Origin of the sequence: Vibrio brasiliensis LMG 20546, assembly GCF_000189255.1 — a bacterium.
GTDB classification, from domain to species: Bacteria; Pseudomonadota; Gammaproteobacteria; order Enterobacterales; family Vibrionaceae; genus Vibrio; species Vibrio brasiliensis.
Window position 1 is genome coordinate 1 of sequence record NZ_AEVS01000059.1, and the last position, 23387, is coordinate 23387.

A 23387-nucleotide genomic window follows, 5' to 3' on the forward strand; every position below is an offset into this window, starting at 1 on the left:
GAGGCTTTGTTGTATCCGGAGCTACCGATGCTTAACCAAGATTACAGCGCCACAACATTGTCAGGCACAGTATGAAGACCCTTTTCCTCGATCCACGCACCTAGGTTGTCGGCACCACCGATGTAATGACCATCAAGCCAGATCTGTGGCACCGTTACCGGTGTTTTTTCACCAATGATCGCTTTCACTTCAGGGATCATTCGATACAGAGCAGCACTGTCTTTGACTACATCGAAGTATTGGTAGTCGATCCCGGCATCATCAAGCATTTTCTTTGCTTTGACGCAGTATGGGCAAGTCGCTTTGCCATAAACAATATTACCTTTCAGCGTATCGCGTTTGGTCCACTCCTGAATAACAGACTGAACCAGAACCCCTCGGTTGAGCGCTTCACCCTGACTGACGACTTTTCCTTCCACCATCAAGATAGGCGCATGCCAGGCGCCGACTTTAAGTGGTTCCCACCAGTGAGATAACCAATCTTTAACCTCAAGTTTGACGGGCACACCTGCTAATTCATTTTCAAAGGTGTCGGTAAGAATATCTTTGGTCAAAGTGCATTCGCCACACGGAATGTTGACCTTAAATGGTCCCCAGCTGCCGGCCCAGCGATAAAGCGTCAATTTGATTGGTTCTGTCATGAAGGTGTCTCCCATAAATACCTATGACTGATAAGAACGGTTCGGTCAGATATTTCTTTCAGCTAGCGAGGTTTTTTTGTTTCCCAGCGGGTAATGAAGGCCACTGAAGCGATAATGATCGCCGCTCCTAACCAGAGTCTACCAGGTGGTACCCAGCTAAATACCAGCCAGCCCGCCAGAACGTTTAGTGGCAGTTTCGCGTGGTCAAAGGGCTGAACAAACGACGCGTCAGCGACCGAGTACGCTTTAACAATAGCCCATTGCGCGAGAGCCGTCATTGCGCCTGCAGCAATCAGGACCAACCAGAGCGTGCCACCGGTTGGCGTTTGCCAGTCTGGCACAGCAAGTAGAATATTGAACGGTGTGATAAGTACCAACAAGTAGACCACCATGGTCGAAGGCGAGTCCTGTGAAGAGAGTTTTTTAACCATCAGCGAATAACAGGCCCAGAAGAATGCCGCACCGACTGGTAGTAGTGTCGCCCAGCTAAAGTCATCGGCCCATGGTTCTAGAATGATCATCGCGCCGATAAAGCCAGTAAGCGTTGCGCCCCAGCGCGCTGCACCGACCTTCTCTTTGAGAAATAGCCCAGAGCCGACGGTGGCGAATAGTGGCGAGGTCATTAATAGTGCAATGCCTTGCCAAATTGGTACCGGATAAGCCAATGCCCATAGCCATAACTGAATGCCGATCACGGATAGGAAGACACGGAAAACATGCATTGCCAGGTTTTCGGTTCGCAGCGATTTACGGATCCCGAGTGTTTTGAGGTAAGGCAGAATAACAACTAGAGCGATAGCGTACTGGATCAGAGCAACGGTGGTTGAAGAGAGGCCGTAATTGATACTGGCAATCTGAGCCAGGCTGTTGACGATAGCAAACGCAAGGCCGGCAGTCAGCATCCAGCTCGCGCCTTGAATAGGGTGATGGTTGTGGGTGGTCATGATGTAACTATCTGAAAAATTGATAGGCTGAATCATACGACTTTCTGACGTTAAGATCATCTGCGCAATACGCAAGGTGTTGCGATCGAGTCGTTAATTCAGCCTCTGGAGGTGTTGGGGTTACTTTCTATTGAGTGCGTACACCGAGACAATAACCAGAATTAATCCTATCGCGTGCCACACGGTAAATAGCTCGTCGAGGACCACAATGGCCAGTCCTGCCGTGACCGCTGGGCCAATGTTACTGGTCAGACTCAATGTCGTTGGTGTTAAGCGTGCCATCGCCGCCGCGATTAAATACGAAGGCAGCACAGTGCAGAAGATACCAAGAATGATCCCGGTTACGATTAACGCAGGTGACCACTGTGAAACTTCACTGCCGCTAACCAGCAGGTGAACCAGTATAGCGATGCCTGCGCAACCCATCCCGATGCTGGTAAACAGCGAGCTGCCTAGCTGGGTGATCAACGGCTTGCTCCAAACCAAATAAAACGCAAACACCAGCGCTGAGGCGATCGCGAGCAAGCTGCCAAGTACTACCGCGTTTCCGGCGCTGTTGAAATCGTGGATCACTATCAAGCTGATACCGACATAACCAAGCAATGCGGAATAAACGATATTTCGACTTGGCTTTTGCCCATAGATTAACCAACTGATCAACACAACAAAGGTGGGAAACAGAAAAATAAGCAGACGTTCTAATTGCGCAGAAATAAACGCCAGCGAAGAGATATCGAGAAAACTGGCCAGGTAATAGCCCATTACACCGACCAATGCAGCCTTAACCCCATGCTGCCTGACTTTTGAGCGGTTATCTGCACTGCGACAAAGAAAGATGAAGGTCACCAGATAGAGAGGCAGGGAGCTGAACGCGCGCAATGTCATTATCGACGTTGCATCACCACCATACTGGTAAGCGATTTTGATCAGAATGGGCTTTATCGAGAAGAGTATACATCCAGCCAGTGCGAGAAAAATCCCGACTTGAGCCGTCGAATAGGGGGCAGAGGGTGATATGTGCGTTTCTTCAGTCATTTGACTCGTATCCTTACTGGGGTGGTTTAAGGCTACGAGAAAGGGAGGTTCTGGCTACGTTTCTCGCAGCCAGACAGAGTGTTACCTACCGGCTACAGGCATTAAAGAGAACAAGCCAGAGGTAAGTAAACACGAAATTCATAATCTATCCTAAAGTGATGAATTTTTAGACTATCGGTGTTGCGTTCAGATTGCAAACCTTAATCACTGCGTCGCGGCGCGCTGTTCAATTTGACCGAGCGTTTTATTAAACATTGCCCAAGCGCAGAGACCCGCTAGGATGTTGCCTGCAAAGGCGCCCCAGAACAGCCCCTCAATGCCACCAAGCTGAGCGCCTAACCACAGACAAGGCAGGAAAAAAGCAAACAGTCGCAATGCTGAGATGGTCAGTGCGGTGTAGGAGCGACCAAGTGCATTTGAAATCGAGACCATCAGCATACAGATCCCCAGTGGACCAAGGCTGAATGGAACGATCATCAGGTGATAGTTCAAAATGCTCTCCACTTCTGTTTCACTGGTCATTAACTGGGCGAGGAACAGTGATGCAAACAGAGTAATGATTGCTATCAGCATCTGGAAACCGAGCACAAACTTAGTGGCAATGGACACTAACTTACGAATGTCAGCGAGGTTATTTGCTCCAAGCAGTTTGCCCACCATAGGTGGCATCGACATGGTCAAGGCCAGTACCGAGACAATGGCAAAAAACTCGAAACGAGAGCCGAGCGCCCAGGCTGCAACGGCTGCGGTACCATAGCTAGCAAGCAGTTTAGTCGCGAGCATAGACGACAAAGGTGGCAGCAACTGGCTGATCATCGCCGGTCCCATAATATGGCCAATCGAGCGAACGCTTTTTGTCACATTTAGGTCACTCCAGTCAAAGCTCATCCAGTGCTTGGCAGTGACTTTAGGCGCCACGACCAGAATACCGATACCAAAGGCGAGGATGGTCGCGATGGCTGCGCCGTTAATACCTAAATCCAGCGTGAAGATGAAAATTGGGTCGAGGATCAGGTTGAGTAAACTGGTCACCATCATCATGGTTCCAGGTAGCATGGTGTTACCGTTTGCCCGGCAAACACTATATAAGAAGTAGAGCACTGCGCCTGTCCATGAACTCGCTAGCCAGAACAGCCAGTAGCTATCAATGATAGGCAGGACACTAGGTGGTGCACTGAGTAGCGCCAGAATTGGTTCGCGCAATAGATAGATCAGTACTGAAAATACCGCAACGCCGACACTGCCCATGACGATGACTAAACCGCCAAGCTGCTTAGCATATCTGGAATCACCAGCGCCAATCGCTTTGGCAATCACTGCCGTTGTTGCGATACCTAAGCCAACCTGAATACCGATAATGATCATTTGTATCGGCAGGGTAAAGCCCTGAGCCGCGAGAGGCAAAATACCAAGCTGACCAATAAACGCACTGTCCACAAGCTGAAAGCTCATCAGAGAAAGCACGCCAAACAGCATTGGCCAGGTCATTTTAAACAGCTGTTGCCCTAAAGAAGGGGATGGTTCGAGAGTTTTTTCAGTCATAGCCAATTCGTTTGTGAAGGTTATAGAACCAATTAAAAGAGAAACCGAGGTGCCAGACCTCGGTTTGATTTGTTGTGTTTATAACATCGTTACTCGATGAACAGTTTTCAAGGGTAAGTCTGTCTTAATTATGAGTGATCGATTTTATCGGCATAATCTCTTGGCGGTGGTGTCCATTCGCGATCAAGCGTCTGATGGCGATCGGTACGGTCACTCTGAATCGCCAGTTTGATCTGCTCTTCGAGGTGCATAAACAGCTTGCGGTAGTTATTGTCAAAACGTTCACCTTCAGAGTCATCTTCCCACGCATGGTACAGAGTGTCTGATTTCTTGTCTTCGACTCGCTTATAGGCGGATTTTTGCTTTTCAACCATAAACGGATGGTAGTCAAGCTGGCGCATCGCGTGCGCACCGAGCTCTAGGGCTGAGTGATAAGTTTCTAACTCAACCACATCGGCTCCTGCCTGACGTAGCAGATAACCGTGGCCACGGTCGAAGGCTCTGGCCAGTACTTTAACCTGCGGATAGCTATGTTTGACGTACTTAGTTAACTCGACACTGGTGTCACGGTTGTCGATAGCGATGACCAACATCGCCGCTTCTTCAATCCCTGCGGTATGGAGCAAGTCTGGTCGGCTGGCATCACCAAAGTATGCTTTGGTATTGATTTGACGAACCACATCAACCTGAGCCGCTTGCTGATCGAGCACCACGGTTTTAATGCCGTTGGCAACCAGAAGACGGTTGACTATCTGACCGAAACGACCAATACCTGCGATGATGACGGTACCTTTCTCATCAATGGTATCCGCCTCTTGCTCATTAGACTGCTGCTCAAAGCGCGGCAGAATGACTTTATCAAACAGGATAAACAGCGCAGGGGTGAGGAACATCGATAGAGCGACAACCAGCGACAAGGTTTGCGCAATCTCTTGTGGGATAACGTGGTTTTGCACCGTAAAGCTTAACAATACAAAACCGAACTCACCGGCTTGGGCAAGACTCAACGTAAACAACCAGCGGTCACTGTTTTTAATTCTGAAAACAAAAGCCAGAGCAAATAGTACCAGAGCCTTAAGCAACATGACTCCAATGGTTAACCCGATGATCAAGGCAAAATCATCAAACAGAATTGAAAAGTTGATCCCAGCGCCGACAGTGATAAAGAACAGTCCCAGTAGCAATCCTTTAAACGGATCGATGTTGGACTCAAGCTCGTGGCGGAACTCACTGTTCGCTAGCACCACGCCAGCTAAGAAGGTGCCGAGTGCTGGAGAGAGCCCGACCAGACTCATCAACGCAGCAATACCAACAACCAGCATCAGCGCAGTGGCAGTAAAGATCTCACGCAGACCAGAGCTGGCGACAAAGCGAAACAGAGGTCGGCTTAAGTAATGCCCGCCAATCACAAGTCCGGTGATCGAAGCGACAATCACCAACCCGTAAGCCCAGCCTGGCAGACCCGCGACTAAACTCAGTTCTTCATGATGATCGGCGGCGGTGGTGACGGCAGACTGTGCCTTCGCCACTAAATCTGGCAGAGCGAGCAGAGGAATAAATGCCAGCATCGGAATAACGGCGATGTCCTGAAACAGCAGCACCGAGAAGGCATTCTGTCCGCCTTCCGTTTTGGTCAGCCCTTTTTCATTAAAGGTTTGTAATACGATGGCCGTTGACGATAAGGCAAAGATAAGGCCGATGGCCAACGCAATGGTCCACGGCTGCTCAAAATAGAGGGCTATTGCCATCACCGCTGCCGCAGTGCCGCCGACCTGCAGGCCACCGAGACCTAACAGGCGATTGCGCATCGACCAGAGCATTTTAGGTTCCAGCTCTAAGCCGACCAGAAATAGCATCATCACCACGCCGAATTCGGCGAAGTGCTGGATGGTCGTTGTCTCTTCACCAACCAGTCCGATAATTGGACCGATGACCACACCTGCGATCAGATAACCGAGTACCGAGCCGAGGCCAAGCCGCTTGGCAATGGGAACGGCAATCACAGCGGCGGCGAGATAAATAAACGCTTGGAGAAAATAGCTGGTCATGCATCATCCTCAATGGTTTGTAGGGCTGGGTAGTGATTGAGCTTGGCGAGCGTGCTCGCCTGATCGTAGTCGATATTATCAGCCACCAGTTGTTGCAGTAGCCAGCGCCACTTTTGAACGTGCGAAGCTACCCGACCATCGTCACGGGCTGTTCGGGCTGAAAACAGGCTGAGCGGGGCAAGGTACTGCATTCCGGTCATCTTAGCCATTTGCTCTAACGGGTGAAGAATTTCCCGAATCGTAAAGTGGTTGTAGCCGTCGGTCTGGTAAGCCTCTGCTTTACCACCGGCAGACAGCGAGCAGAAAAAGACCTTACCGTGCAGAGCGGTGCCTTCCTGACCATAGGCGAAGCCGTATTCCAGTACCAGATCCTGCCACTCTTTGAGCATCGCTGGTGTTGAGTACCAGTAGAGCGGAAACTGAAAGATGATCACATCATGTTCAAGCAGTCGCTGCTGCTCCAGGTCGATGTTGATCTGGTAAGTGGGATAGTCGTGGTAGAGATCAACCACGGTGACACCTTCGACCTGCTTTGCAGCACGGATCAGTTGTTGATTAACCTCAGAGCGATGAGGAGAGGGATGGGCATAAAGAACAAGAACTCTTTTTTCAGGCATAGATATCTCGCTGACTGATGAATCATTTGTCGACACAAGTTATTGAAATTAATTGTTACACACTGCTGCGAGATTCGCCACAGCCGACTTTGTCGTGATTGTTAGACGCGGGCTAAATGGCTAGCTGTGATGTTCAGAGAGGGCGGACTCAAGTTCATCAAGGTGCCCGATGACAAGGGAAGCGTGCGTTGTAAAGGGAGATGGCTTTCCATGAGTCACAAGACAGGAAGGCATGTCGGCATTAAATGCGGCTTGAAGATCGTAAAGGTAATCACCGACATAAAGCACCTGGTGATGTTCTAGCTGCCATTCCTGAGCTAAAGCAATCAGCGAGTCAGGACTAGGCTTAGGTGGAAAGTGTTCTCGGGTGATCAGGCGCGGAATATTGAGGTTATTATGAGCCAGTTTTTGCTCGGCGGCCTGAGCGCAGTTTCGGGTGATTATCGCCGTTAGTAGCTGATTCTGATGGATGAAATCGATGAGAGACTGACTGCCGGGCATCGGCTGAGAGCTTTGAGCATCTTCAAGTTCATGTTGAAGGATAAGCGCATGTGCATCGGCATGGGCGTCAGCACATTCAAGTTGGTCGACGTAAGAGAGCAAGTCGGAGTCTAACGGACAGCCAATCTGCTCTCTTAACCAACGAAAGTCCATATCCGAGCTCACTAAGGTATTGTCTAAATCAAAAACGATCGCTTTGATATGTCTAATATTCAGTGGCTTGCATGACATGGGCAGTTCCTTGTGTTAGGCGAACTCTTTCTCTAAGTAAGCGACGATATCTGAAGATTCATACATCCATTGTACGTCACCGTCTTTTTCAATTCTTAGACAAGGAACTTTCACTTTACCACCACCGGCTTCCAATTCTGCGCGGTGTGTTTGATCATTTTTTGCATCACGTAGATCGAATTTTACTGATTGACGCTTCATAGCACGACGAACCTTGACACAAAATGGGCAAGCTTCGAATTGGTACAGTGCCAATGATTGCGCTTTACTATCAACCGCTTGCTGTTCGTCAGCTGAGCGTTTAACGCCTTTTGGTGAGAAAACAAAGTTGAGCAGTAGGATCACGCGTCCTAAAAACCAGCGGATAAACTTCATAACAATCCTATTTGAATAATAATTTTATTAGTAGATGACTTATACGTTGCGCATTGTAACTGAGATGTAATCAATGTTGAATCTTAAACTCAGCCTACTCTTACCTGATGCTTTTTGGTGACTTCTATGCCTAATCGCTTAGCTAACCGAGTGAGGTTTGCGCGGTCGGTTTTCAGCTGCCTCGCTGCCTTGGCCCAGTTAAAATCGGCTTGAGTCAGAGCGGAAACGATCATCTGACGCTGATACTCTTCGGTTGACTCGCGCAGACCAAGTGATAAATCGAGCTCAGGCTTACCGGTCGTATCATTGTGCTGGCTAAAGTGATTGAGCTCTTCACTTGACTGCAATTGACCGATATCTTCGACAGATACGGTGATTAACTTGCCACCCTGACCTCGGGCACGGGCTTTCAGTGCAGCACGGTTGATCACATGCTCAAGTTCGCGAACATTACCCGGCCAGTTGTAGCGAGAGAGTAACAGTTGAGCATCTCTGCCGAGCTTGATTTGAACGATACCGAGTTTTCGTCTTGCTTGCTCTAGGAAATAGCCAGCCAATAGTACAATATCGCCATCGCGCTCTCTCAGAGCCGGGACTGTAATTGGATAAACACTCAGGCGATGGTAAAGATCTGAGCGGAAGTGGCCTTCCGATACTTCTTCTTTTAGATCCCGGTTGGTAGCCGCCAGTACGCGAACGTCAATGGTCTCGACCTTATCCTGACCGACCGGCTGGATCTCGTTATTTTGCAGTGCGCGGAGAATTTTACTTTGCGCTGCAAGTGGTAGTTCGCCAATTTCATCGAGAAACAGGGTACCGCCATCGGCAAGGGCAAACTTACCTAAACGCGATTTATCTGCGCCGGTAAACGCCCCTTTTACATGGCCAAATAGCTCACTCTCCACCAGATTCTCCGGGATCGCTGCACAGTTGACATACACCAGTGGCTGTTTCTTACGGGGTGATAAGTGGTGCAGGCTACGAGCAACCAGCTCTTTACCAACACCTGTCTCACCATGGATCAAGATATTGAAATTAGAAGGAGCAACGACCTCAATATCGGCTTTGAGTGCTTGCATTGCCAGGCTATCGCCAATGATTTCACCGCCATCGCGATCCCAGGCCTCTTCGTTGAGCTCTTCGAATCGTTGCTGAGTCTGCTTAGCCTGCTGCTCCAGCTGGCTAACGGTAAGTGCCACTTTCAGTGTCGATGCAGCAATAGCCGAGAGTGCGTCAAGGCTACGTTTAGGGAACTGCTCAAACACACCAGGGGTTAAACTATCGAGAGTCAGAACACCGAGTAATTTATCCGCATAAAGGAGTGGCAGCCCCATGCATGAGTGCATCGGTAGATCACCTTCGTAATCGAGCAGTAAGTTATCGAAGGGATCGGGTAAATCGCTGTCTGCATCAAATCTTACCGCGGTTTTTGATTCACAAATACGGGCAAAACGCGGATGTTCGTCTATCTTAAAACGACGACCAAGCGTATCTCGGGTCAGACCTTGCATAGCAAGCGGTACCAGCGTGTCACCTTGTAGGGAGAGTAGCGCGACGCAGTCACACTGAATAGCCTTACGAATGGCATCAAGTAGGTTGTTGAAACGATCCTGATCGTTATCGCCACGTGCCAGACCGATGGTCATATCGATCAGAGTTGAAACAGAGATATCTTGCATACTTACCAAACGAAAAAAGTGTTGAACAATAAAATGTATTCCAATGATGTTGAATTAACCACAACCAGAGAGTAATTACAATCTAAGTGAGTCATTTTGACATTTATTAAGTGAGTTAAATTGACTGTTTTACAGCGTTCAACGGCAAGAAAACCAAGTAGTTAACTGCGTTTCTGATATTGGCATTGTTCCTGCAAAGTTAGGTGTGAACAAAAATATAAAATTAAAATATTGAGGAGAAAACTCACATGCTCAACAACCAGCACATTGAAGTCGTAAAAAGCACCATCCCGCTTCTTGAATCTGCAGGCCCGGCACTGACTCAGCATTTCTATCAGAGAATGTTCACTCACAACCCTGAGTTAAAAGATATCTTCAACATGACGCACCAGAAAACTGGCCGTCAAGGCGTTGCTCTGTTTGAGGCGGTGGCGGCGTATGCCAAGAATATCGATAACCTGCAGGTACTGACTTCTGCTGTCGAGCGAATCGCTCATAAACATACCAGCTTTAACATTCAGGCTGAGCACTATCAGATTGTTGGTCACCACTTGATTGAAACCTTACGTGAATTAGCCAGTGATGCTTTTACGCCAGAAATGGAAGAAGCATGGACCGCCGCGTATCTGTTCCTTGCTCAGGTGTTTATCGACCGCGAAGGTGAACTATACCTCCAGCGTAAGCAAGCCGTTGGTGGGTGGGCAAACGCTCGTCGTTTTGTCGTTAAATCTAAACAGCCAGAATCAGAATTCGTGACCAGTTTTGTATTGGCGCCACAAGACGGTGGTGAGGTTCTTGATTATCAACCAGGTCAGTACATCGGTATTGAACTGAAACCGACACAAGGTGAATACAACGAAATTCGTCAATACTCCTTGTCGCAAAAGCCAAATGGCTCTGAGTACCGTATTTCTGTGAAACGCGAGTTGGGTGAACATAAAGGCTTAGTGTCTAACTATCTGCATGATGAAGTGCACGAAGGTGACGTAGTCAGCTTATACCCACCTGCGGGTGACTTCTTCTATCAAGAAAAGCAGCAACCTGTGGTGTTGATCTCTGCTGGTGTTGGCGCGACACCGATCCAATCAATGATGCAAACCTTAGCAGCGCAGGGCAAGCAAGACGTAAGCGTTCTCTACGCGTGTAACAGCGAGCAACAGCATACATTCAAAGCGGATACGGCGCGTATTGCTGGTGACAATAACTGGAAGTCTTTCACTTGGTATCTTGAAGAGTCCAATGCCGACTATCAGGGCGAACTAAATGTCAGCCTGATTGCGGATGAGCTGCCACTTAACAGTGGTGACTTTTATCTGTGTGGTCCAGTGGGCTTTATGGAATCCGTTGTTCGCCAGCTTGAATCATTAGGGGTTGCGCGAGATCGTATTCACTATGAGGTGTTTGGCCCTCATACTTACCTATAAACGAAATGGCCCTCTGTGAGGGCCATTTATTTGAACTGCTTAGCTAGAAAACATTCGTTTTATCCAACCAAACAGACCAGAAGAGCCTTGATTGTTGCCCCCTGAGCGTTCGACTCCGTGATAGAAGCTTTCAAGAAACTGAGTTCTTAGCCACTGAGGATCTTGTTTGTTCAGGCTCGCGATAAGCTGCGCGGTATTGTCAGCATGATCATTAGCCAGGCTAAAATCCATCTTAAGATAGCCTTGCAGATAGAGCCAAAGGTGTGTGACGAGTACTAACTGTTCAGCGCCTTGCTGCTCAAACTTGGCGGCGTGTTGCTCACCAAGGTTCGACACCAGCACATCCTGCATCGCCTGAATGGGCGCTATCTGCGCTTCAAGGGAAGCGGTCTCTTCCATATGCGCTTTGGTCAGAATTCCGAGCAGCCCATGCGTGGCAGGCTTATCCGGGTTGCGCTTTACTGCCTTGGCAAATAGGGGAGCGTGGCGCTGGCAAAATTGCTCCCAAGCGCTGCCCGGCACCGTGATAGCCGGAATCGAATCGGCCTCAATGGCGCTAAGCTGCTGCTCAAGCTCAGTCATTGGACTGTAGCGTCTCTAGCGAGATTTCAAACGAGCCTTTATCACAGTCGACAAACAGGCTTTCACCGGTGATCATCACTGACAGATCCATGCTGCGCTCTACCACGTCAGATAGGGCTTCGATTGCATCCCAGTTAAAGCGGTAGATGCTGGCATCGTATTGGTGAACCTTGTTTTTGGTTTGCTCCCACCATACTTCTGACTTGCTGTTGAAAGAGAACACATCCACTTGAGGAGCAAGGCGGCACGCTTTCTTAATGCGATCCAAAGAGGGCTCACCAATATCCACCCAAAGCTGAATTTGGTCATCAAGAGATTTGACCCACAGATCAGGCTCTTCAGTGGTCGATAACCCTTTAGTCAAAGCCAAGTCAGGTTGCCATTTGACGCAGAATGCCAGAATACGCGCCATCATGCGCGGCACGGTTTCAGAAGGGTGCTGTGCAACGGTCAACTGAGTCGAGTCATACAGATCGCGGTTAGTATCAGAAAGGGAAATTCTGAACTTATAGATGGTTGGTTTTAGAGCCATGTATTTTCAAGGGTTCCAAGTGATTGAGATGTACTATAGATATACCGCTGAGGTTTTTCTTATAGTACCAACGTTTATTAAACTCACTATACCGCAGTCCCTGGAAAAACGGGAGCATAACTGATGGTTAACCCGACTCCTTACAAATAAATCTCAGGCTCTTTGTGTCGCTCTTCTTTCTCTCTAAAGCGTTCTTCGTATCGAAACTCATCTATGTTTGGACGAATGCTAAAAGTAGCAAAAGTAATTGAATACATTTTCAAAAGGCGAAAGGTTAAGGCATGCCAAGGAAAGGGGGAGAGCAGTGTAACTTATGAATCGTCGTTTTCAGACCTACAGTGTTAGTTACACAAAAAAATAGCCAGCTAAGAGCTGGCTATTGTAAAACTTGAGTACTTAAGAATTAAAGTACTTTGATGTTCTCAGCTTGAGGACCTTTTTGACCTTGAGATACTACGAACTCAACTTTTTTGGCCTTCTACTAGAGTACGGAAACCGTCGCCAGTGATTGCAGAGAAGTGTGCAAAAACGTCTGGGCCGTTTTCTTGTTGAATGAAACCGAAACCTTTAGTTTCGTTGAACCATTTAACTGTACCAGTAACAGTGTTAGACATAATGTATATCCTTGATAAATCTTGTAAAAGCCATACGGCACCGATAGCGTGGAAAAGGAGATTGCTAATGCGTACGACGTTACGGTAGATATTCATCAATCCAACGAAACGGCGAAAGTAAACAAGAACCGTTTTCTAGCTGGCAACCAGTCTAAAGAGAAGTGCAACTAAGTCAATAAAAATCGGGGCATTTGCACACCATAAATAAGGGTTTTCATTGGAAAATTTGCGCTAGGTATAATTTCGAAAATATTACTGATTAGTGCATAAATAGTGTAACATTCGAACGCTTGGTTAATTGTTCTGCTTATCGATAAAAATCTGAGTAGAAACACGACGTTGACCAGCAGTTTGTAAACAATAATTCAGAGGAACGCATTATGGCGAAGAGAAGTAATCCAGCTTCTTTACCCGAGGAGACCGACATTCAAGTCGATGTTGGAAGAGGGCAAATCAAAGACAACGCGCTCAAAGCAATGGTCACCAGTAAGCTCTATCGAGCTAAGGTTGAGAAAGCGAAAAAAGGCAAAGGCAGTTTCAGAAGAAACAACAAGCACAAGGGTAAAGAGCCCTATTCAAAAGCCGCTTAGATAGCGAAGTTTGAATAGGGCTTTTTTCTGCAAGCGACATGAGTTGTGCTTAGCGTTCGATTCTTGGCGAGTAAATCGAATAAGCGGTGATCTGCCCAGCAACAATTGCCGAAAACATGAACAGCGCCGAAAGCCCGATACTCGGAATAGGCAGGATAGATTGCTCAAAGACGGACTGGCTGGCGCTGACCAACACGCGACTGCCCGGTACCAGGATAATGATGCCCTGAACGATGTAGATAGAGCCAGTCAGATCCATTTTCTTTGCAACCCAGGTGCCGTATAAGGTGATCAATACGGTCGTCACCCAGGTGCCCACTACCCAACCACTATCAAAGCCGAGGTAAAACGGTCCCCACATCCCGAGTGCGGCAACAGGCAGACCCAGCAAGATATCTGCAGGACGAGCATTAAAGATGATGCTCAGTGACACGGAGATCAGAAACAGGCCGAAGACATGTAGCCACAGGGGCACCTCGTTGACGTATTCAATGGTTTCCGCGTGACCCCATATCGCTTCACCGATGTTCAGTCCCATTACGATGCCAACAAACAGCTTAATTAAGCTCAGAGCACTCTGCCCGAGCAGACTGGTTCCGGAGACTAAATCATTGAACGCCAGACACTCCAGTGAGTTGGCGATCGAGAGGCCGGGTACAAACAGCACGATTGCAGCAATACACAGCGCCCATATTGGAATAGCCATGCCTGTACTGGCAAAGAGTGCGACCAGAATACCTGTCAGCAGCGCGGCAATAAACTCAACAGCTATCGAGCGGCGACCCCGGCACACCTGTTGTGTCAGCCACACCACAAGACCTAAAAAGACCGAGAAAAGGATCGCGTCCATCGTGCTTCCGACCAGCATTAAATACGCAGGCGGGATCGCCATGTTAGCCAGTGCTGTCATCCATTTCGGGTAACCGACAGGCTCAGGGACTGGCTCACTGCTCGGCTGATTGATTCGAATAATGGTATTAGCTAACAAGCTTAAGTTAATTGAAGCTGGCTGGTGGCGTTTCATTACCACTGCGTTGTTATCGTCAGGGAACTGGTAGTTCACTGTGGTGGGGGTCGCTTGGATCATCACATCTACACCGTGTTTACGAGCGTAGAACTGGGTGTATTTTTCGAGTTTGTACGGTGCGCAGCCGCTGCGGTGAAGGGTGTCACCTATCTCGACAATCTTGTTTATTCGGTACTGGGAAGGCATGGCGTGTTGGAACTAGGGATTTGTTGCGCAAAGGTATCAAACCCCCTGATGCGATTCGAGGCGAAATATAAGGAACAGTGGTTAAGCTCACACTTAAAATGTACGCGGGTATGTCGCGGAAGTATGTTGATTTCTGCAATCTTACGTTTTGCTCGTCAAAAATCTGCTTTTAAATGTGCTCACGTCTTGTTTTGGGTCACAAATGTGAAGGTATTTTTAAAATAATTAAATGTTATTTATTTGTAACTTTTGTAAGTGAGTGTTTCAGTTTATACCGAACAAGCCCTTGTTCTTCTTACGCCTTTGAATTAGGGCTCTTAACGGTATATTAACAAATGCGGATTGATCAAATATTGAACAAGTTTTGCAACAAAATTGTGCTTGTAATTGATGAAGTAAATGATGAAAATATGCGCAAAATGAGATTTCAATAATGAAAGGAAGCTTTTTCTAAGTTTTAAAAGCGAGGCAAAACATGAAACTATTCATACTCTTTATGGTATCTATCTCTGCAGGCGTAGCATCAGCAGAACATCTCCATTCATTTTTGCTAGGCCTTTACATTTCGACCATGGCGGTAGGCAGCTGTTACTGGTTTGCGTTCAGAAGCAGCCGATTCCCTCAATTAGCTTTGCTACTGCTTATCTGTGGTCTGTTCTCAAAAATTGCTATCACGGTAGCGGGTGTGAGCTGGGGTATGTCCCAAGAGCTGATTAGCTCCCCGTTCGTGTTTGCGCTTTCGTACCTGTTCTTCTCAATCGCTGCGACTTACCTTTGGTTTTCGCACCGTGAGCGCAAGATGAACAAGCAGGCTGCTTTGAAAGCCGCTTAATTAAAAGTGAACAGATTGAAAACCAGCGGTTAACGTCGCTGGTTTTTTTTGTCTCAAATTGTGGCTAAAAGTGAGTTAAGTACGAAAAAACTCACTGAATAGTAACGATTGATTTCAAAGCGGCTGAAACTGACAGGCGGTTGTCTATACTGAATTCGACCATGTTTAACTACAGTGAGACGTCGCACATCATGACATCGCGTTTATTACAATCGACAGCGCTTCTTTCGACACTTTCTCTCTCTTTCGGCGCGTTTGCCGCTCCGACCATTATTCCAGATCCCCCTGCGCTTGGGGCGAAAGGGTATATTCTGCTTGATTACCACACGGGCACCGTGCTGGTAGAAAAAAATGCCGACAAGAAGTTAAACCCAGCCAGCCTAACTAAGCTGATGACCGCCTATGTCGCCGGTCAGGAAGTGAAAAGCGGCAACATCTCGCTTGATGATCAGGTTCGCATCAGTCGCAATGCATGGGCAAAAAACTTCCCAGATTCCTCGAAAATGTTCATTGAGGTGGGTACAGACGTTGAACTGATGGACTTGTATCGCGGACTTATCGTTCAGTCGGGCAATGATGCCAGTGTTGCGATCGCTGAGCACGTCGCGGGCAGTGAAGATGCTTTTGTCAGCCTGATGAATAGCTGGTCGCAAAAGCTGGGTCTGGAAAATACGGCCTACACAAATCCGCATGGCCTGGACAGTCAGGGACTCTATTCCACGCCTCATGATATTGCGCGCCTGAGCCAGGCCATTATTCGTGATCTACCGGATATTTATCCTCTCTACAGTGAAACGGCTTTTACCTACAACGGCATTACTCAATACAACCGCAACGGCCTGTTGCGAGACCGCAGCCTCAATGTCGATGGCATGAAGACCGGTTACACCAGTGGTGCGGGCTATAGTTTGGCAACTTCTGCCACTAACGGCGACATGCGTTTAGTCTCTGTGGTAATGGGCTCTAGCAGTACCAAGAGCCGCGAATCTGAAAGTAAGCAGCTACTCTCTTATGGCTTTAGATTCTTCGATACGGTCTCACCGACCAAGGTAACCGACACCCTGGCTGAAGCCAAAGTGTGGATGGGGACTGTGGATGCCGTACCAGTGGGGATTGAAGAGCCAGTGCTGATCACCTTACCTAAAGGTGACGCTAAGAAACTCAAGGCTGAAATCGAGTATGCTGGTGAGCTAGAAGCGCCGATTGAAAAAGGACAACCAGTCGGACAGGTTATTTACAGCATTGACGATAAACAAGTGGCAACGGCGACGCTGATTGCGCAGCAAGAGGTGGAAGAAGGTGGCCTGTTCAAGAAGCTAATGGATTGGTTAAAGCGACTCGTTCTGGGATGGTTTTAAGTCTGAGTACTGAAGGATAAAAACAAAAGCGGATGCCGGAGCATCCGCTTTTTTGATTAATTTAGCTTGTCCCAAGCTGATGGCCAGTGTGAACCCACTGCTGGCTCATATTGGTTGGCTGAAGGTGACCACTGGGTACAGTAACCGGAGTATGGGAACGCTTTACACTGATAGATGTGACTATCACTCGCCAACACTTTGGTGCCCGCGGTGTAGTTGTCCATTCCTTCAGGAAACACAAAATCATAGTCGTCACTCGGTGGTGGCGTTGCTTCTTCAGTAAGATGGAAATCAAGTGTGTTCTGATCAACAACGCTGCCTTGCTGATCTTTGAGTACCACAACCAGCATGTGATGACCCTGCTCCGATTTAGACAGCGTCAGCGTCGCAGTAGTGACTTCGCCATCTGCCATCTGATCGGTATAAGATGCCAGAGGTTCGCGATGATGGTTGAATACCGTCAATTCTGCACTCAAATCTCCGCTGGCTGCCAGAGTCAGGTTCAGCTGGGTTGGCGAGTCGCCAATTATGTATTCAGACTCTAAACCAGTGACTTCTAAATTGTAATCCGGCTCTGGTGTTTCTACTTTGTAGCCAATTTCCACACTGTTAAGGCCCGAACCTGCTTTCAGATAAACAGGGTTAGTGCCGTAAACTGGAGTAAAGTCGCCCTGATCATTAAGCTGACCTGCACGGATCTGACTCTGCTCTTGATTAACCTTGTTTGCGAGCGCGTAAGACCAGTTGTTTGCCTGACCCTGCTCAGCCGTCTCAATCACCAACTCAGTACTGTAAGACGGATTTTCGCCATTGTGATCGAATACTCGGGTGTAAACACTATCGCCAACACTGAGGTTTAGGCCCGGGTTGATTTGGCCACCCTGACTCCAGTCTGGCACCTCTGGCGCGTCACCATCAAACTGAACATCAATCACGTTATAGAATGATGCAGCTGTATCACCGACATCCCATACCGCCAGAATCACTTGATAGCCTTCGCGCTCAGGTACGTTACAAAGATGGCTGACACGTTTTGGAGGTTGAACCATGCCACCATCAACCACACAGAAAGGGGTTAAATCAAATGATTCACGGGCAAGTGGCTGATTCGGATTCCATCCTTGTTTAGTGATGTAGTACTTCCAGTCTTTCGTCACGTGGTTAGCAGTAAAAGTCCACTCAAAGTGCTGAGAGCCAGAGCTAATAGGGCGCTTAACCCAGCGGTTAGCTGTCTGCTCATCTAAAGCCGCTGCCAGTGATGTAGCAGCACTGGCGATCTTACCATCCGCAGGCCCACCTTCTGGGAAGCCGTCTGGGCCTTCGACACTTTGCGGTTCATATTGAATGGCGCCACAGTTGGTGTTCTTCTCATTGGTGTCACTGCTTGGGAATTTACACAGTGCAACGCGACTTTCTGCGACACCATTCTCGTATGCAGAGACATAACCGTGACCGTAACTCGCGCCACTGACGCTAATCAAAGCGAGGGCGATGAGGGATTTGTTTGGGAGTTTGCGCATCGTTTGTCCTTAATTATTGACTGACATTTAAGATGGCACCCCGGCACGCGATAACACTTGGCGTCATGCCAAGCGGCGGCCCCGCTATCATAGACATCGAGTGTCGACAGACCGGTGGCTTTGCGTCCTAACCTTTCGGATAGTTTGCCTGAAGTGCAGTTTGAGCAGGGAGAATGTAGCCAAAGGTTTTGGCAAAATCTACGCAGACGAACGAATATGGAATTACATTCTCGAATTGAATAAGTTGTCGATAATTTGACTTGCGAATTATGTGATTGTTACCTACTTAATCCTATTAAAAATAACAACTTATCATGAGTGATTGATTTGTTTTGTGAATGAATTCAGGGGTGTACCTGATCCCATTAAACAGCGCCATACCCCTAGACGAAACAGAACCTTTGATTTTCGCTAACTCCGCGCTGACAACACCATGTATGAAAAGGCTGACAATTAGTTAAATAGAGTTATACAAGGACCAAACATGGAATTCACAGACAGAGATCGCGAGGCGCTGTATCAAATCTGGATGTCTCAGAAATCGAAAATGCGCCTGACGCAGATGGAGTTTGCTAAGAAACTTGGGATGAATCAGCTGACGTTTTCTCAGGTGCTGCGCGGAGAGACGCCGTTAACCATGTCATTTATCAGCCAGTTCTGTCGCCTACTGCGCATTGAACCTCAGAGCGCGGTGCCTTCACTGAAGGAAGATAATCAGCATGGACCTAAAATCGTCTACCTGCAAAGTCGTATGAGTGTCGATGGTGAGATCCAGAATGCTTACATTGAAGGCAATCAGGTGATTGTAGAGTACGCGCATACCGTGTATCCAAGCGCTTAATCTATCCACTGCTATTCGAGTTCAACATTCAGTGGTAACCTAACGCCATTCATCGCAAGGCTACCCAATATCATGTTAGAAAAAGAAAACCTGCTAAAACTTGCGCGCATGCAGATGCCTTTCGGCAAGTACGCTGGCCGCGTGTTAATTGATCTTCCTGAAGAGTACTTACTTTGGTTCGCCAACAAAAAGCAGTTTCCTGAAGGGGAGCTCGGCGAGCTTATGCAGCTGTGTTTAGCGCTCAAGATTGAAGGTCTCGACAGTGTGGTTAAACCGCTGAAAAGACCTCAATAGTCTCGACTTGAAAAAGGCCCCATATTCATTGAAGGATATGGGGCCTTTGAGTATGACTCGCTTCGACTTCACCTTGTTTTTATGGTGTCAGTCCATATAGGCTCAGTTAAGAACCGGCGTTGACCAAGTCTTTAATGATGCTTTTCGAGATTAGCTCAATATCTTTCGGCTCATCTTCTTGATCCCAGTTGAACGCGGCAATCTCAGAGAGACAGCAGCTTCGCCGAAAGTACCATGGTTGGTGGTGTAGTTCTTTGCTGAAAAGCTCGCCAGCTTCTGGTTCTTATCGCTGATCGCGATGCCTTTTACTGCGTAAAAATCAATACAAGTCACACCAACTCACCTAAGTGAGGTTCTTTTGAGTAAAGTCATCGGGCTGTATTGGTTTACCAACGATTTAAGAGTGCATGATAACCCGCTGCTCAGCAAAGCGGCCGCGGAAGTTGATCAGCTGATCTGCTTATACTGCTACCCGAGCGTCAGTCCCTACCTTGCCCGATATTCGCAGCAGGCTAAATGGAGTGAGCCAAAACTGCAATTTCTTGATGCGTCATTGCATTGCCTCAATCTCTCATTGAATGCTCTAAATCAGCGTTTGCTGGTGGTGGATAGTCACCCTTACCACGCCATCAAAGATCTGGTTTATGGTTTGGGGGTATCACATCTGTATGTCGATGCGGTAGCTGGTTGCGATGAGCAGTCGATTATCGATAGCCTCAAGGCTGAATTTGACGCTCTCGACGTGGCGCAAAAAGAGGTGCGCACCTTGTTTACTCTCGAGCAGTTACCGTTTGAGCTCAGTGCGCTGCCTGATACTTTTACTCAATTCCGCAAACAGGTCGAACCGTTAGTGGTGCCACTGCCCATTAGCTGGGTTAAGCGACTACCTTCGTTGCCTGACACGCTTTCGTTACCGGGCATCAGCCTCACTCATCATGGGGGCTCGGCGCTGTTTGAGGGGGGAGAGCAGGCGGGGTTAGCTCATTGTCGGCGCTACTTCTCTTCTGCCTGTCCGAGTGAGTATAAAGAGACACGTAACGCTCTCGACGGTCTGGATTATTCCACCAAGTTTTCTCCCTGGTTAGCACATGGCTGCCTCTCGGCGAAAACCATCTATGCCATGCTTAAGCGCTATGAGCGTCTCAACGGTGCTAATGAGTCAACGTATTGGATCTACTTTGAGCTGCTATGGCGCGAGTACTTTTACTGGTATGCAAGGCGATACCGGCAGAAACTGTTTCGTTTTGGAGGGATCCGCAATCAACCACCTCTCACCAGCTTTTATGCCCATCGATTCCAGCAGTGGAAAAACGGTCAAACGCCGTTTGCTATTGTTAACGCCTGTATGCATCAACTTAATCAGACCGGATACATGTCCAATCGAGGCAGGCAACTGGTGGCGAGCTGCCTGATCCACGAGCTGGGTTTAGACTGGCGCTATGGCGCAGCCTATTTTGAATCTCAGTTGATTGACTACGATGTGGCGTCCAACTGGGGCAACTGGCAGTACTTAGCGGGAGTGGGGGCAGATCCGCGTGGCTCGAGACAGTTCAACCTCGAAAAACAGACCCAGATGTACGATCCCTATCAGGAGTTTATTGACCGCTGGCAAGGGCGCTGCGACGCCTCGCCTTTGGACAGTGTCGATATGGTCGACTGGCCAGTTTTGACAGGGCGCCGCGATCCGTCGGCAGTGGGGAAGCCATAATGCGCTTTGAAACCGTCAGACTTATCTTAGGCGATCAGCTTAACTGTGAACATTCCTGGTTTTGCGAGCCAGATGACCGCATCCTCTATCTGGTGGCGGAGCTGAAACAGGAAAACACCTATGTGACGCATCATATCCAGAAAGTGTGCGCCTTTTTTTCTGCCATGGCGCTGTTCGCTAAAGAACGCCAAAGCGAGGGTCATCAAGTGTTGCATCTGACCTTAGATGATACTCAGGCGTTCGATGACTTAGAGCAACTGCTGCAGCATTATGTGGCTGAAGTTGGGGCGAGCAAATTTGAATATCAACGCCCGGACGAATACCGGTTGTTACAGCAGTTAGCCAATCTAAAGCTTAAAGGTGTGGTGACGCGCTGCGTCGATACTGAGCACTTCTTGCTGCCGTTTGAGGAAATAGAGGCTCAGTTTACGCCAGGTAAACACATTATGATGGAGCATTTTTATCGCCGTATGCGCAAGCGATTCGACATCTTAATGCAGGATGGGAAGCCTGAGGGTGGCAAGTGGAACTATGATGCAAACAATCGCAACAAACTCAAGGCGAAAGACATCGAGAACCTGCCTCAGCCTTTAATGTTCAGTACTGATGTCAGCGCGATTGTTGACCGTTTGAGCCGACAGGGCATTCCGACAATCGGTCATCTGAAGGGCGAATTACTCTGGCCCGTTAACCGGGCGCAGAGCCTGTCACTACTGGCTCACTTTTGCCGGGTGTGCCTGCCGCTTTTTGGCCGCTTTCAGGATGCGATGACCGGTGAGCATCGGGTCAAATGGAGCTTATATCACAGCAGACTGTCGTTTTCGCTCAACAGTAAGCTGTTGCATCCGCGAGAAGTGATTGAGGCGTCACTCAAGGCCTTCCAGTCAAACCCAGACATAGAGATCTCTCAGGTGGAAGGCTTTATTCGCCAGATCTTAGGCTGGCGGGAATACATTCGCGGCGTCTACTGGGCCAACATGCCACAGTATTCGGACAAGAACGAACTCGGCGCCAGAAGAAAGCTGCCAGAGTTCTTTTGGACAGGTGAGACTAAGATGGCCTGCATGCGCCATGCGATAGGGCAGTCGCTTGATTACGCCTACGCGCACCACATTCAGCGGTTGATGGTAACAGGCAATTTCTGCCTGCTCAGCGAAATCGACCCCGACCAGGTCGATGAGTGGTACCTCGGCATTTATGTCGATGCGATCGAGTGGGTCGAAATGCCCAATACACGAGGCATGGCGCTGTTCGCTGATGGTGGGATCGTCGGTACCAAGCCTTACGCGGCAAGTGGTTCGTACATCAATAAAATGAGCGACTACTGCAAAGGCTGCCACTATGACAACAAAGCGCGCAGCGGCGAAGGCTCGTGTCCGTTTAATAGCCTCTACTGGCGCTTTATGGACAAGCACGATAAGCGCCTCGCGACCAATCCACGCATCGCAATGATTTATCGCGCCTGGGACAATATGGAAAAGCTGCAGCGACAGGCGATCCTCGATACCGCAGAGTACTACATCAAGCATATGGAGAGCTTGTAATGGAGATCGTGATCGCAGGTGCTGCCGGCGGGATTGGTCTAGCGATGGTACAAGAGGTGATCGAGCGTTTCCCTCACGCGAACGTTCATGCCACTTACCATAAGCAGCCGCCGAACTGGCAACATCCTAACCTTATCTGGTATCACACGGATATCACCCAAGAAGAGCAGGTGATGGCGCTGGGTGAGCAGTTGGAGCATGTCGACTGGCTGATTAACTGTGTTGGAATGCTTCACACCGAGGATAAGGGGCCGGAAAAGAACCTCAATGCGCTCGACGCGGCGTTTTTCCAGCATGTCATCACAGTGAATACTTTACCTAGCCTGCTGCTGGCAAAACATTTCACCCCGCTCCTCAAACGCAGCGTCGCCCCCAGATTCGCCACGATTTCTGCTAGAGTCGGTAGCATCAGCGATAATCGCTTAGGGGGATGGTATAGCTATCGGGCATCGAAAGCAGCATTGAACATGTTTCTTAAAACCCTGTCTATTGAATGGCAACGGAGGGTCAGGCATGGCGCTGTACTCGCGCTTCACCCCGGAACCACCGACACACCCTTATCGGCGCCTTTTCAAGCTAATGTCCGGCCAGAGAAACTGTTCACCCCGGAGCGAGTGGCCAGGGACTTGGTGGGTTTGATAGAACAAGCCTCACCTGAAGATAGTGGCGCATTTTGGGCCTACGATGGCAGTGTGCTGCCCTGGTAGTGCAACAGACTGGCG

General features: G+C 48.6%; 24 protein-coding genes, 1 pseudogene and 1 riboswitch. Of the genes and pseudogenes, 10 read left to right on the plus strand and 15 right to left on the minus strand.

The window, feature by feature from the left end; all coding sequences use genetic code 11:
- Window positions 1-41: 41 nt before the first annotated feature.
- The 9 genes from RH46_RS09845 to norR form a co-directional block, all read right to left on the minus strand.
- Entirely contained in the window at window positions 42-641 is a 600-nt protein-coding gene (locus tag RH46_RS09845) for a glutaredoxin domain-containing protein (RefSeq protein ID WP_006879287.1), read from the minus strand.
- A gap of 62 nt (window positions 642-703) precedes the next feature.
- Window positions 704-1585: a DMT family transporter gene (locus tag RH46_RS09850; protein WP_040895580.1), complete on the minus strand. Its 882-nt coding sequence runs from the start codon at window positions 1583-1585 to the stop codon at window positions 704-706.
- Window positions 1586-1705: 120 nt separating this feature from the next.
- Complete coding sequence (locus tag RH46_RS09855) at window positions 1706-2620, minus strand: DMT family transporter (protein ID WP_006879289.1); 915 nt, start codon at window positions 2618-2620, stop codon at window positions 1706-1708.
- A 204-nt stretch (window positions 2621-2824) separates the two neighbouring features.
- On the minus strand, window positions 2825-4162 hold the full coding sequence (locus tag RH46_RS09860; protein ID WP_006879290.1) for an MATE family efflux transporter: 1338 nt from the start codon (window positions 4160-4162) through the stop codon (window positions 2825-2827).
- Between the two features lie 128 nt (window positions 4163-4290).
- Window positions 4291-6210, minus strand: a complete 1920-nt coding sequence (locus RH46_RS09865) for a monovalent cation:proton antiporter-2 (CPA2) family protein (protein ID WP_006879291.1) — start codon at window positions 6208-6210, stop codon at window positions 4291-4293.
- On the minus strand, window positions 6207-6827 hold the full coding sequence (locus tag RH46_RS09870; RefSeq protein WP_006879292.1) for an NAD(P)H-dependent oxidoreductase: 621 nt from the start codon (window positions 6825-6827) through the stop codon (window positions 6207-6209). Before RH46_RS09870 ends, RH46_RS09865 begins: the two co-directional genes overlap by 4 nt.
- Window positions 6828-6947: 120 nt before the next feature.
- Window positions 6948-7559 (minus strand): HAD family hydrolase, encoded by a 612-nt coding sequence (locus tag RH46_RS09875; RefSeq protein WP_006879293.1) that lies wholly within the window; start codon window positions 7557-7559, stop codon window positions 6948-6950.
- 15 nt (window positions 7560-7574) lie between these two features.
- Window positions 7575-7934, minus strand: a complete 360-nt coding sequence (locus RH46_RS09880; protein ID WP_006879294.1) for a glutaredoxin family protein — start codon at window positions 7932-7934, stop codon at window positions 7575-7577.
- 89 nt (window positions 7935-8023) lie between these two features.
- On the minus strand, window positions 8024-9613 hold the full coding sequence (gene norR / locus RH46_RS09885) for a nitric oxide reductase transcriptional regulator NorR (RefSeq protein WP_006879295.1): 1590 nt from the start codon (window positions 9611-9613) through the stop codon (window positions 8024-8026).
- 248 nt (window positions 9614-9861) lie between these two features.
- Here norR and hmpA point away from each other — a divergent pair, with 248 nt between their 5' ends.
- A complete protein-coding gene (hmpA, locus tag RH46_RS09890; protein ID WP_006879296.1) occupies window positions 9862-11037 on the plus strand; it encodes an NO-inducible flavohemoprotein in 1176 nt (391 codons plus the stop codon).
- A 39-nt stretch (window positions 11038-11076) separates the two neighbouring features.
- Here hmpA and RH46_RS09895 read toward each other — a convergent pair whose 3' ends face one another.
- The 3 genes and pseudogenes from RH46_RS09895 to RH46_RS09905 all read right to left on the minus strand — a co-directional run bounded on the left by RH46_RS09895 (window position 11077) and on the right by RH46_RS09905 (window position 12765).
- Window positions 11077-11619 (minus strand): hypothetical protein, encoded by a 543-nt coding sequence (locus RH46_RS09895; RefSeq protein WP_006879297.1) that lies wholly within the window; start codon window positions 11617-11619, stop codon window positions 11077-11079.
- Complete coding sequence (locus tag RH46_RS09900) at window positions 11612-12151, minus strand: YaeQ family protein (RefSeq protein ID WP_006879298.1); 540 nt, start codon at window positions 12149-12151, stop codon at window positions 11612-11614. The genes RH46_RS09895 and RH46_RS09900 overlap by 8 nt, the downstream gene beginning before the upstream one ends.
- Before the next feature lie 403 nt (window positions 12152-12554).
- Window positions 12555-12765: pseudogene (locus RH46_RS09905) on the minus strand (cold-shock protein).
- A gap of 48 nt (window positions 12766-12813) precedes the next feature.
- On the opposite strand from RH46_RS09905, the gene RH46_RS22530 reads away from it, so the two are divergent.
- Together RH46_RS22530 and RH46_RS09910 are read left to right on the plus strand one after the other, a co-directional pair.
- A complete protein-coding gene (locus RH46_RS22530; protein WP_275658679.1) occupies window positions 12814-12936 on the plus strand; it encodes a hypothetical protein in 123 nt (40 codons plus the stop codon).
- A gap of 209 nt (window positions 12937-13145) precedes the next feature.
- On the plus strand, window positions 13146-13355 hold the full coding sequence (locus tag RH46_RS09910) for an alternative ribosome-rescue factor A (protein ID WP_006879301.1): 210 nt from the start codon (window positions 13146-13148) through the stop codon (window positions 13353-13355).
- 49 nt (window positions 13356-13404) lie between these two features.
- Here the strand turns inward: RH46_RS09910 and RH46_RS09915 are convergent, their stop codons facing one another.
- Window positions 13405-14568 carry a threonine/serine exporter family protein gene (locus RH46_RS09915; RefSeq protein ID WP_006879302.1) on the minus strand — a complete coding sequence of 388 codons (1164 nt, stop codon included), beginning with the start codon at window positions 14566-14568 and terminating at the stop codon, window positions 13405-13407.
- Between the two features lie 475 nt (window positions 14569-15043).
- Here RH46_RS09915 and RH46_RS09920 point away from each other — a divergent pair, with 475 nt between their 5' ends.
- Entirely contained in the window at window positions 15044-15400 is a 357-nt protein-coding gene (locus RH46_RS09920) for a hypothetical protein (protein ID WP_006879303.1), read from the plus strand.
- A gap of 191 nt (window positions 15401-15591) precedes the next feature.
- Window positions 15592-16758 (plus strand): D-alanyl-D-alanine carboxypeptidase family protein, encoded by a 1167-nt coding sequence (locus RH46_RS09925; protein ID WP_040895582.1) that lies wholly within the window; start codon window positions 15592-15594, stop codon window positions 16756-16758.
- A 56-nt stretch (window positions 16759-16814) separates the two neighbouring features.
- On the opposite strand, the gene gbpA is transcribed toward RH46_RS09925, so the two are convergent.
- Window positions 16815-18278, minus strand: a complete 1464-nt coding sequence (gbpA, locus tag RH46_RS09930; protein ID WP_006879305.1) for an N-acetylglucosamine-binding protein GbpA — start codon at window positions 18276-18278, stop codon at window positions 16815-16817.
- Window positions 18279-18349: 71 nt separating this feature from the next.
- Window positions 18350-18437, minus strand: a riboswitch (cyclic di-GMP riboswitch).
- Between the two features lie 325 nt (window positions 18438-18762).
- Between gbpA and RH46_RS09935 the strand changes: the two genes are divergently transcribed.
- Complete coding sequence (locus RH46_RS09935; protein WP_006879306.1) at window positions 18763-19119, plus strand: helix-turn-helix domain-containing protein; 357 nt, start codon at window positions 18763-18765, stop codon at window positions 19117-19119.
- 72 nt (window positions 19120-19191) lie between these two features.
- Complete coding sequence (locus tag RH46_RS09940; protein ID WP_006879307.1) at window positions 19192-19413, plus strand: DUF3820 family protein; 222 nt, start codon at window positions 19192-19194, stop codon at window positions 19411-19413.
- Between the two features lie 150 nt (window positions 19414-19563).
- On the opposite strand, the gene RH46_RS09945 is transcribed toward RH46_RS09940, so the two are convergent.
- Entirely contained in the window at window positions 19564-19746 is a 183-nt protein-coding gene (locus RH46_RS09945; protein ID WP_006879308.1) for a hypothetical protein, read from the minus strand.
- Window positions 19747-19771: 25 nt separating this feature from the next.
- Here RH46_RS09945 and RH46_RS09950 point away from each other — a divergent pair, with 25 nt between their 5' ends.
- Genes RH46_RS09950 through RH46_RS09960 form a run of 3 tightly spaced genes read left to right on the plus strand, consistent with a single transcriptional unit; the run spans window position 19772 to window position 23372 of the window.
- The gene (locus RH46_RS09950; protein WP_006879309.1) at window positions 19772-21121 is read left to right on the plus strand and encodes a DASH family cryptochrome; all 1350 of its coding nucleotides are present in this window, start codon (window positions 19772-19774) and stop codon (window positions 21119-21121) included.
- Complete coding sequence (locus RH46_RS09955) at window positions 21121-22665, plus strand: cryptochrome/photolyase family protein (RefSeq protein ID WP_006879310.1); 1545 nt, start codon at window positions 21121-21123, stop codon at window positions 22663-22665. Before RH46_RS09950 ends, RH46_RS09955 begins: the two co-directional genes overlap by 1 nt.
- A complete protein-coding gene (locus RH46_RS09960) occupies window positions 22665-23372 on the plus strand; it encodes an SDR family oxidoreductase (RefSeq protein ID WP_006879311.1) in 708 nt (235 codons plus the stop codon). The genes RH46_RS09955 and RH46_RS09960 overlap by 1 nt, the downstream gene beginning before the upstream one ends.
- The last annotated feature ends 15 nt before the right edge of the window (window positions 23373-23387 follow it).

What these genes read in the sequence shown, in the direction of transcription:
- RH46_RS09845 (WP_006879287.1), bottom strand. Translation starts at nt 641, where the DNA reads ATGACAGAACCAATCAAATTGACGCTTTATCGCTGGGCCGGCAGCTGG.
- RH46_RS09850 (WP_040895580.1), bottom strand. Translation starts at nt 1,585, where the DNA reads ATGACCACCCACAACCATCACCCTATTCAAGGCGCGAGCTGGATGCTG.
- RH46_RS09855 (WP_006879289.1), bottom strand. Translation starts at nt 2,620, where the DNA reads ATGACTGAAGAAACGCACATATCACCCTCTGCCCCCTATTCGACGGCT.
- RH46_RS09860 (WP_006879290.1), bottom strand. Translation starts at nt 4,162, where the DNA reads ATGACTGAAAAAACTCTCGAACCATCCCCTTCTTTAGGGCAACAGCTG.
- RH46_RS09865 (WP_006879291.1), bottom strand. Translation starts at nt 6,210, where the DNA reads ATGACCAGCTATTTTCTCCAAGCGTTTATTTATCTCGCCGCCGCTGTG.
- RH46_RS09870 (WP_006879292.1), bottom strand. Translation starts at nt 6,827, where the DNA reads ATGCCTGAAAAAAGAGTTCTTGTTCTTTATGCCCATCCCTCTCCTCAT.
- RH46_RS09875 (WP_006879293.1), bottom strand. Translation starts at nt 7,559, where the DNA reads ATGTCATGCAAGCCACTGAATATTAGACATATCAAAGCGATCGTTTTT.
- RH46_RS09880 (WP_006879294.1), bottom strand. Translation starts at nt 7,934, where the DNA reads ATGAAGTTTATCCGCTGGTTTTTAGGACGCGTGATCCTACTGCTCAAC.
- norR (WP_006879295.1), bottom strand. Translation starts at nt 9,613, where the DNA reads ATGCAAGATATCTCTGTTTCAACTCTGATCGATATGACCATCGGTCTG.
- hmpA (WP_006879296.1), top strand. Translation starts at nt 9,862, where the DNA reads ATGCTCAACAACCAGCACATTGAAGTCGTAAAAAGCACCATCCCGCTT.
- RH46_RS09895 (WP_006879297.1), bottom strand. Translation starts at nt 11,619, where the DNA reads ATGACTGAGCTTGAGCAGCAGCTTAGCGCCATTGAGGCCGATTCGATT.
- RH46_RS09900 (WP_006879298.1), bottom strand. Translation starts at nt 12,151, where the DNA reads ATGGCTCTAAAACCAACCATCTATAAGTTCAGAATTTCCCTTTCTGAT.
- RH46_RS09910 (WP_006879301.1), top strand. Translation starts at nt 13,146, where the DNA reads ATGGCGAAGAGAAGTAATCCAGCTTCTTTACCCGAGGAGACCGACATT.
- RH46_RS09915 (WP_006879302.1), bottom strand. Translation starts at nt 14,568, where the DNA reads ATGCCTTCCCAGTACCGAATAAACAAGATTGTCGAGATAGGTGACACC.
- RH46_RS09920 (WP_006879303.1), top strand. Translation starts at nt 15,044, where the DNA reads ATGAAACTATTCATACTCTTTATGGTATCTATCTCTGCAGGCGTAGCA.
- RH46_RS09925 (WP_040895582.1), top strand. Translation starts at nt 15,592, where the DNA reads ATGACATCGCGTTTATTACAATCGACAGCGCTTCTTTCGACACTTTCT.
- gbpA (WP_006879305.1), bottom strand. Translation starts at nt 18,278, where the DNA reads ATGCGCAAACTCCCAAACAAATCCCTCATCGCCCTCGCTTTGATTAGC.
- RH46_RS09935 (WP_006879306.1), top strand. Translation starts at nt 18,763, where the DNA reads ATGGAATTCACAGACAGAGATCGCGAGGCGCTGTATCAAATCTGGATG.
- RH46_RS09940 (WP_006879307.1), top strand. Translation starts at nt 19,192, where the DNA reads ATGTTAGAAAAAGAAAACCTGCTAAAACTTGCGCGCATGCAGATGCCT.
- RH46_RS09955 (WP_006879310.1), top strand. Translation starts at nt 21,121, where the DNA reads ATGCGCTTTGAAACCGTCAGACTTATCTTAGGCGATCAGCTTAACTGT.
- RH46_RS09960 (WP_006879311.1), top strand. Translation starts at nt 22,665, where the DNA reads ATGGAGATCGTGATCGCAGGTGCTGCCGGCGGGATTGGTCTAGCGATG.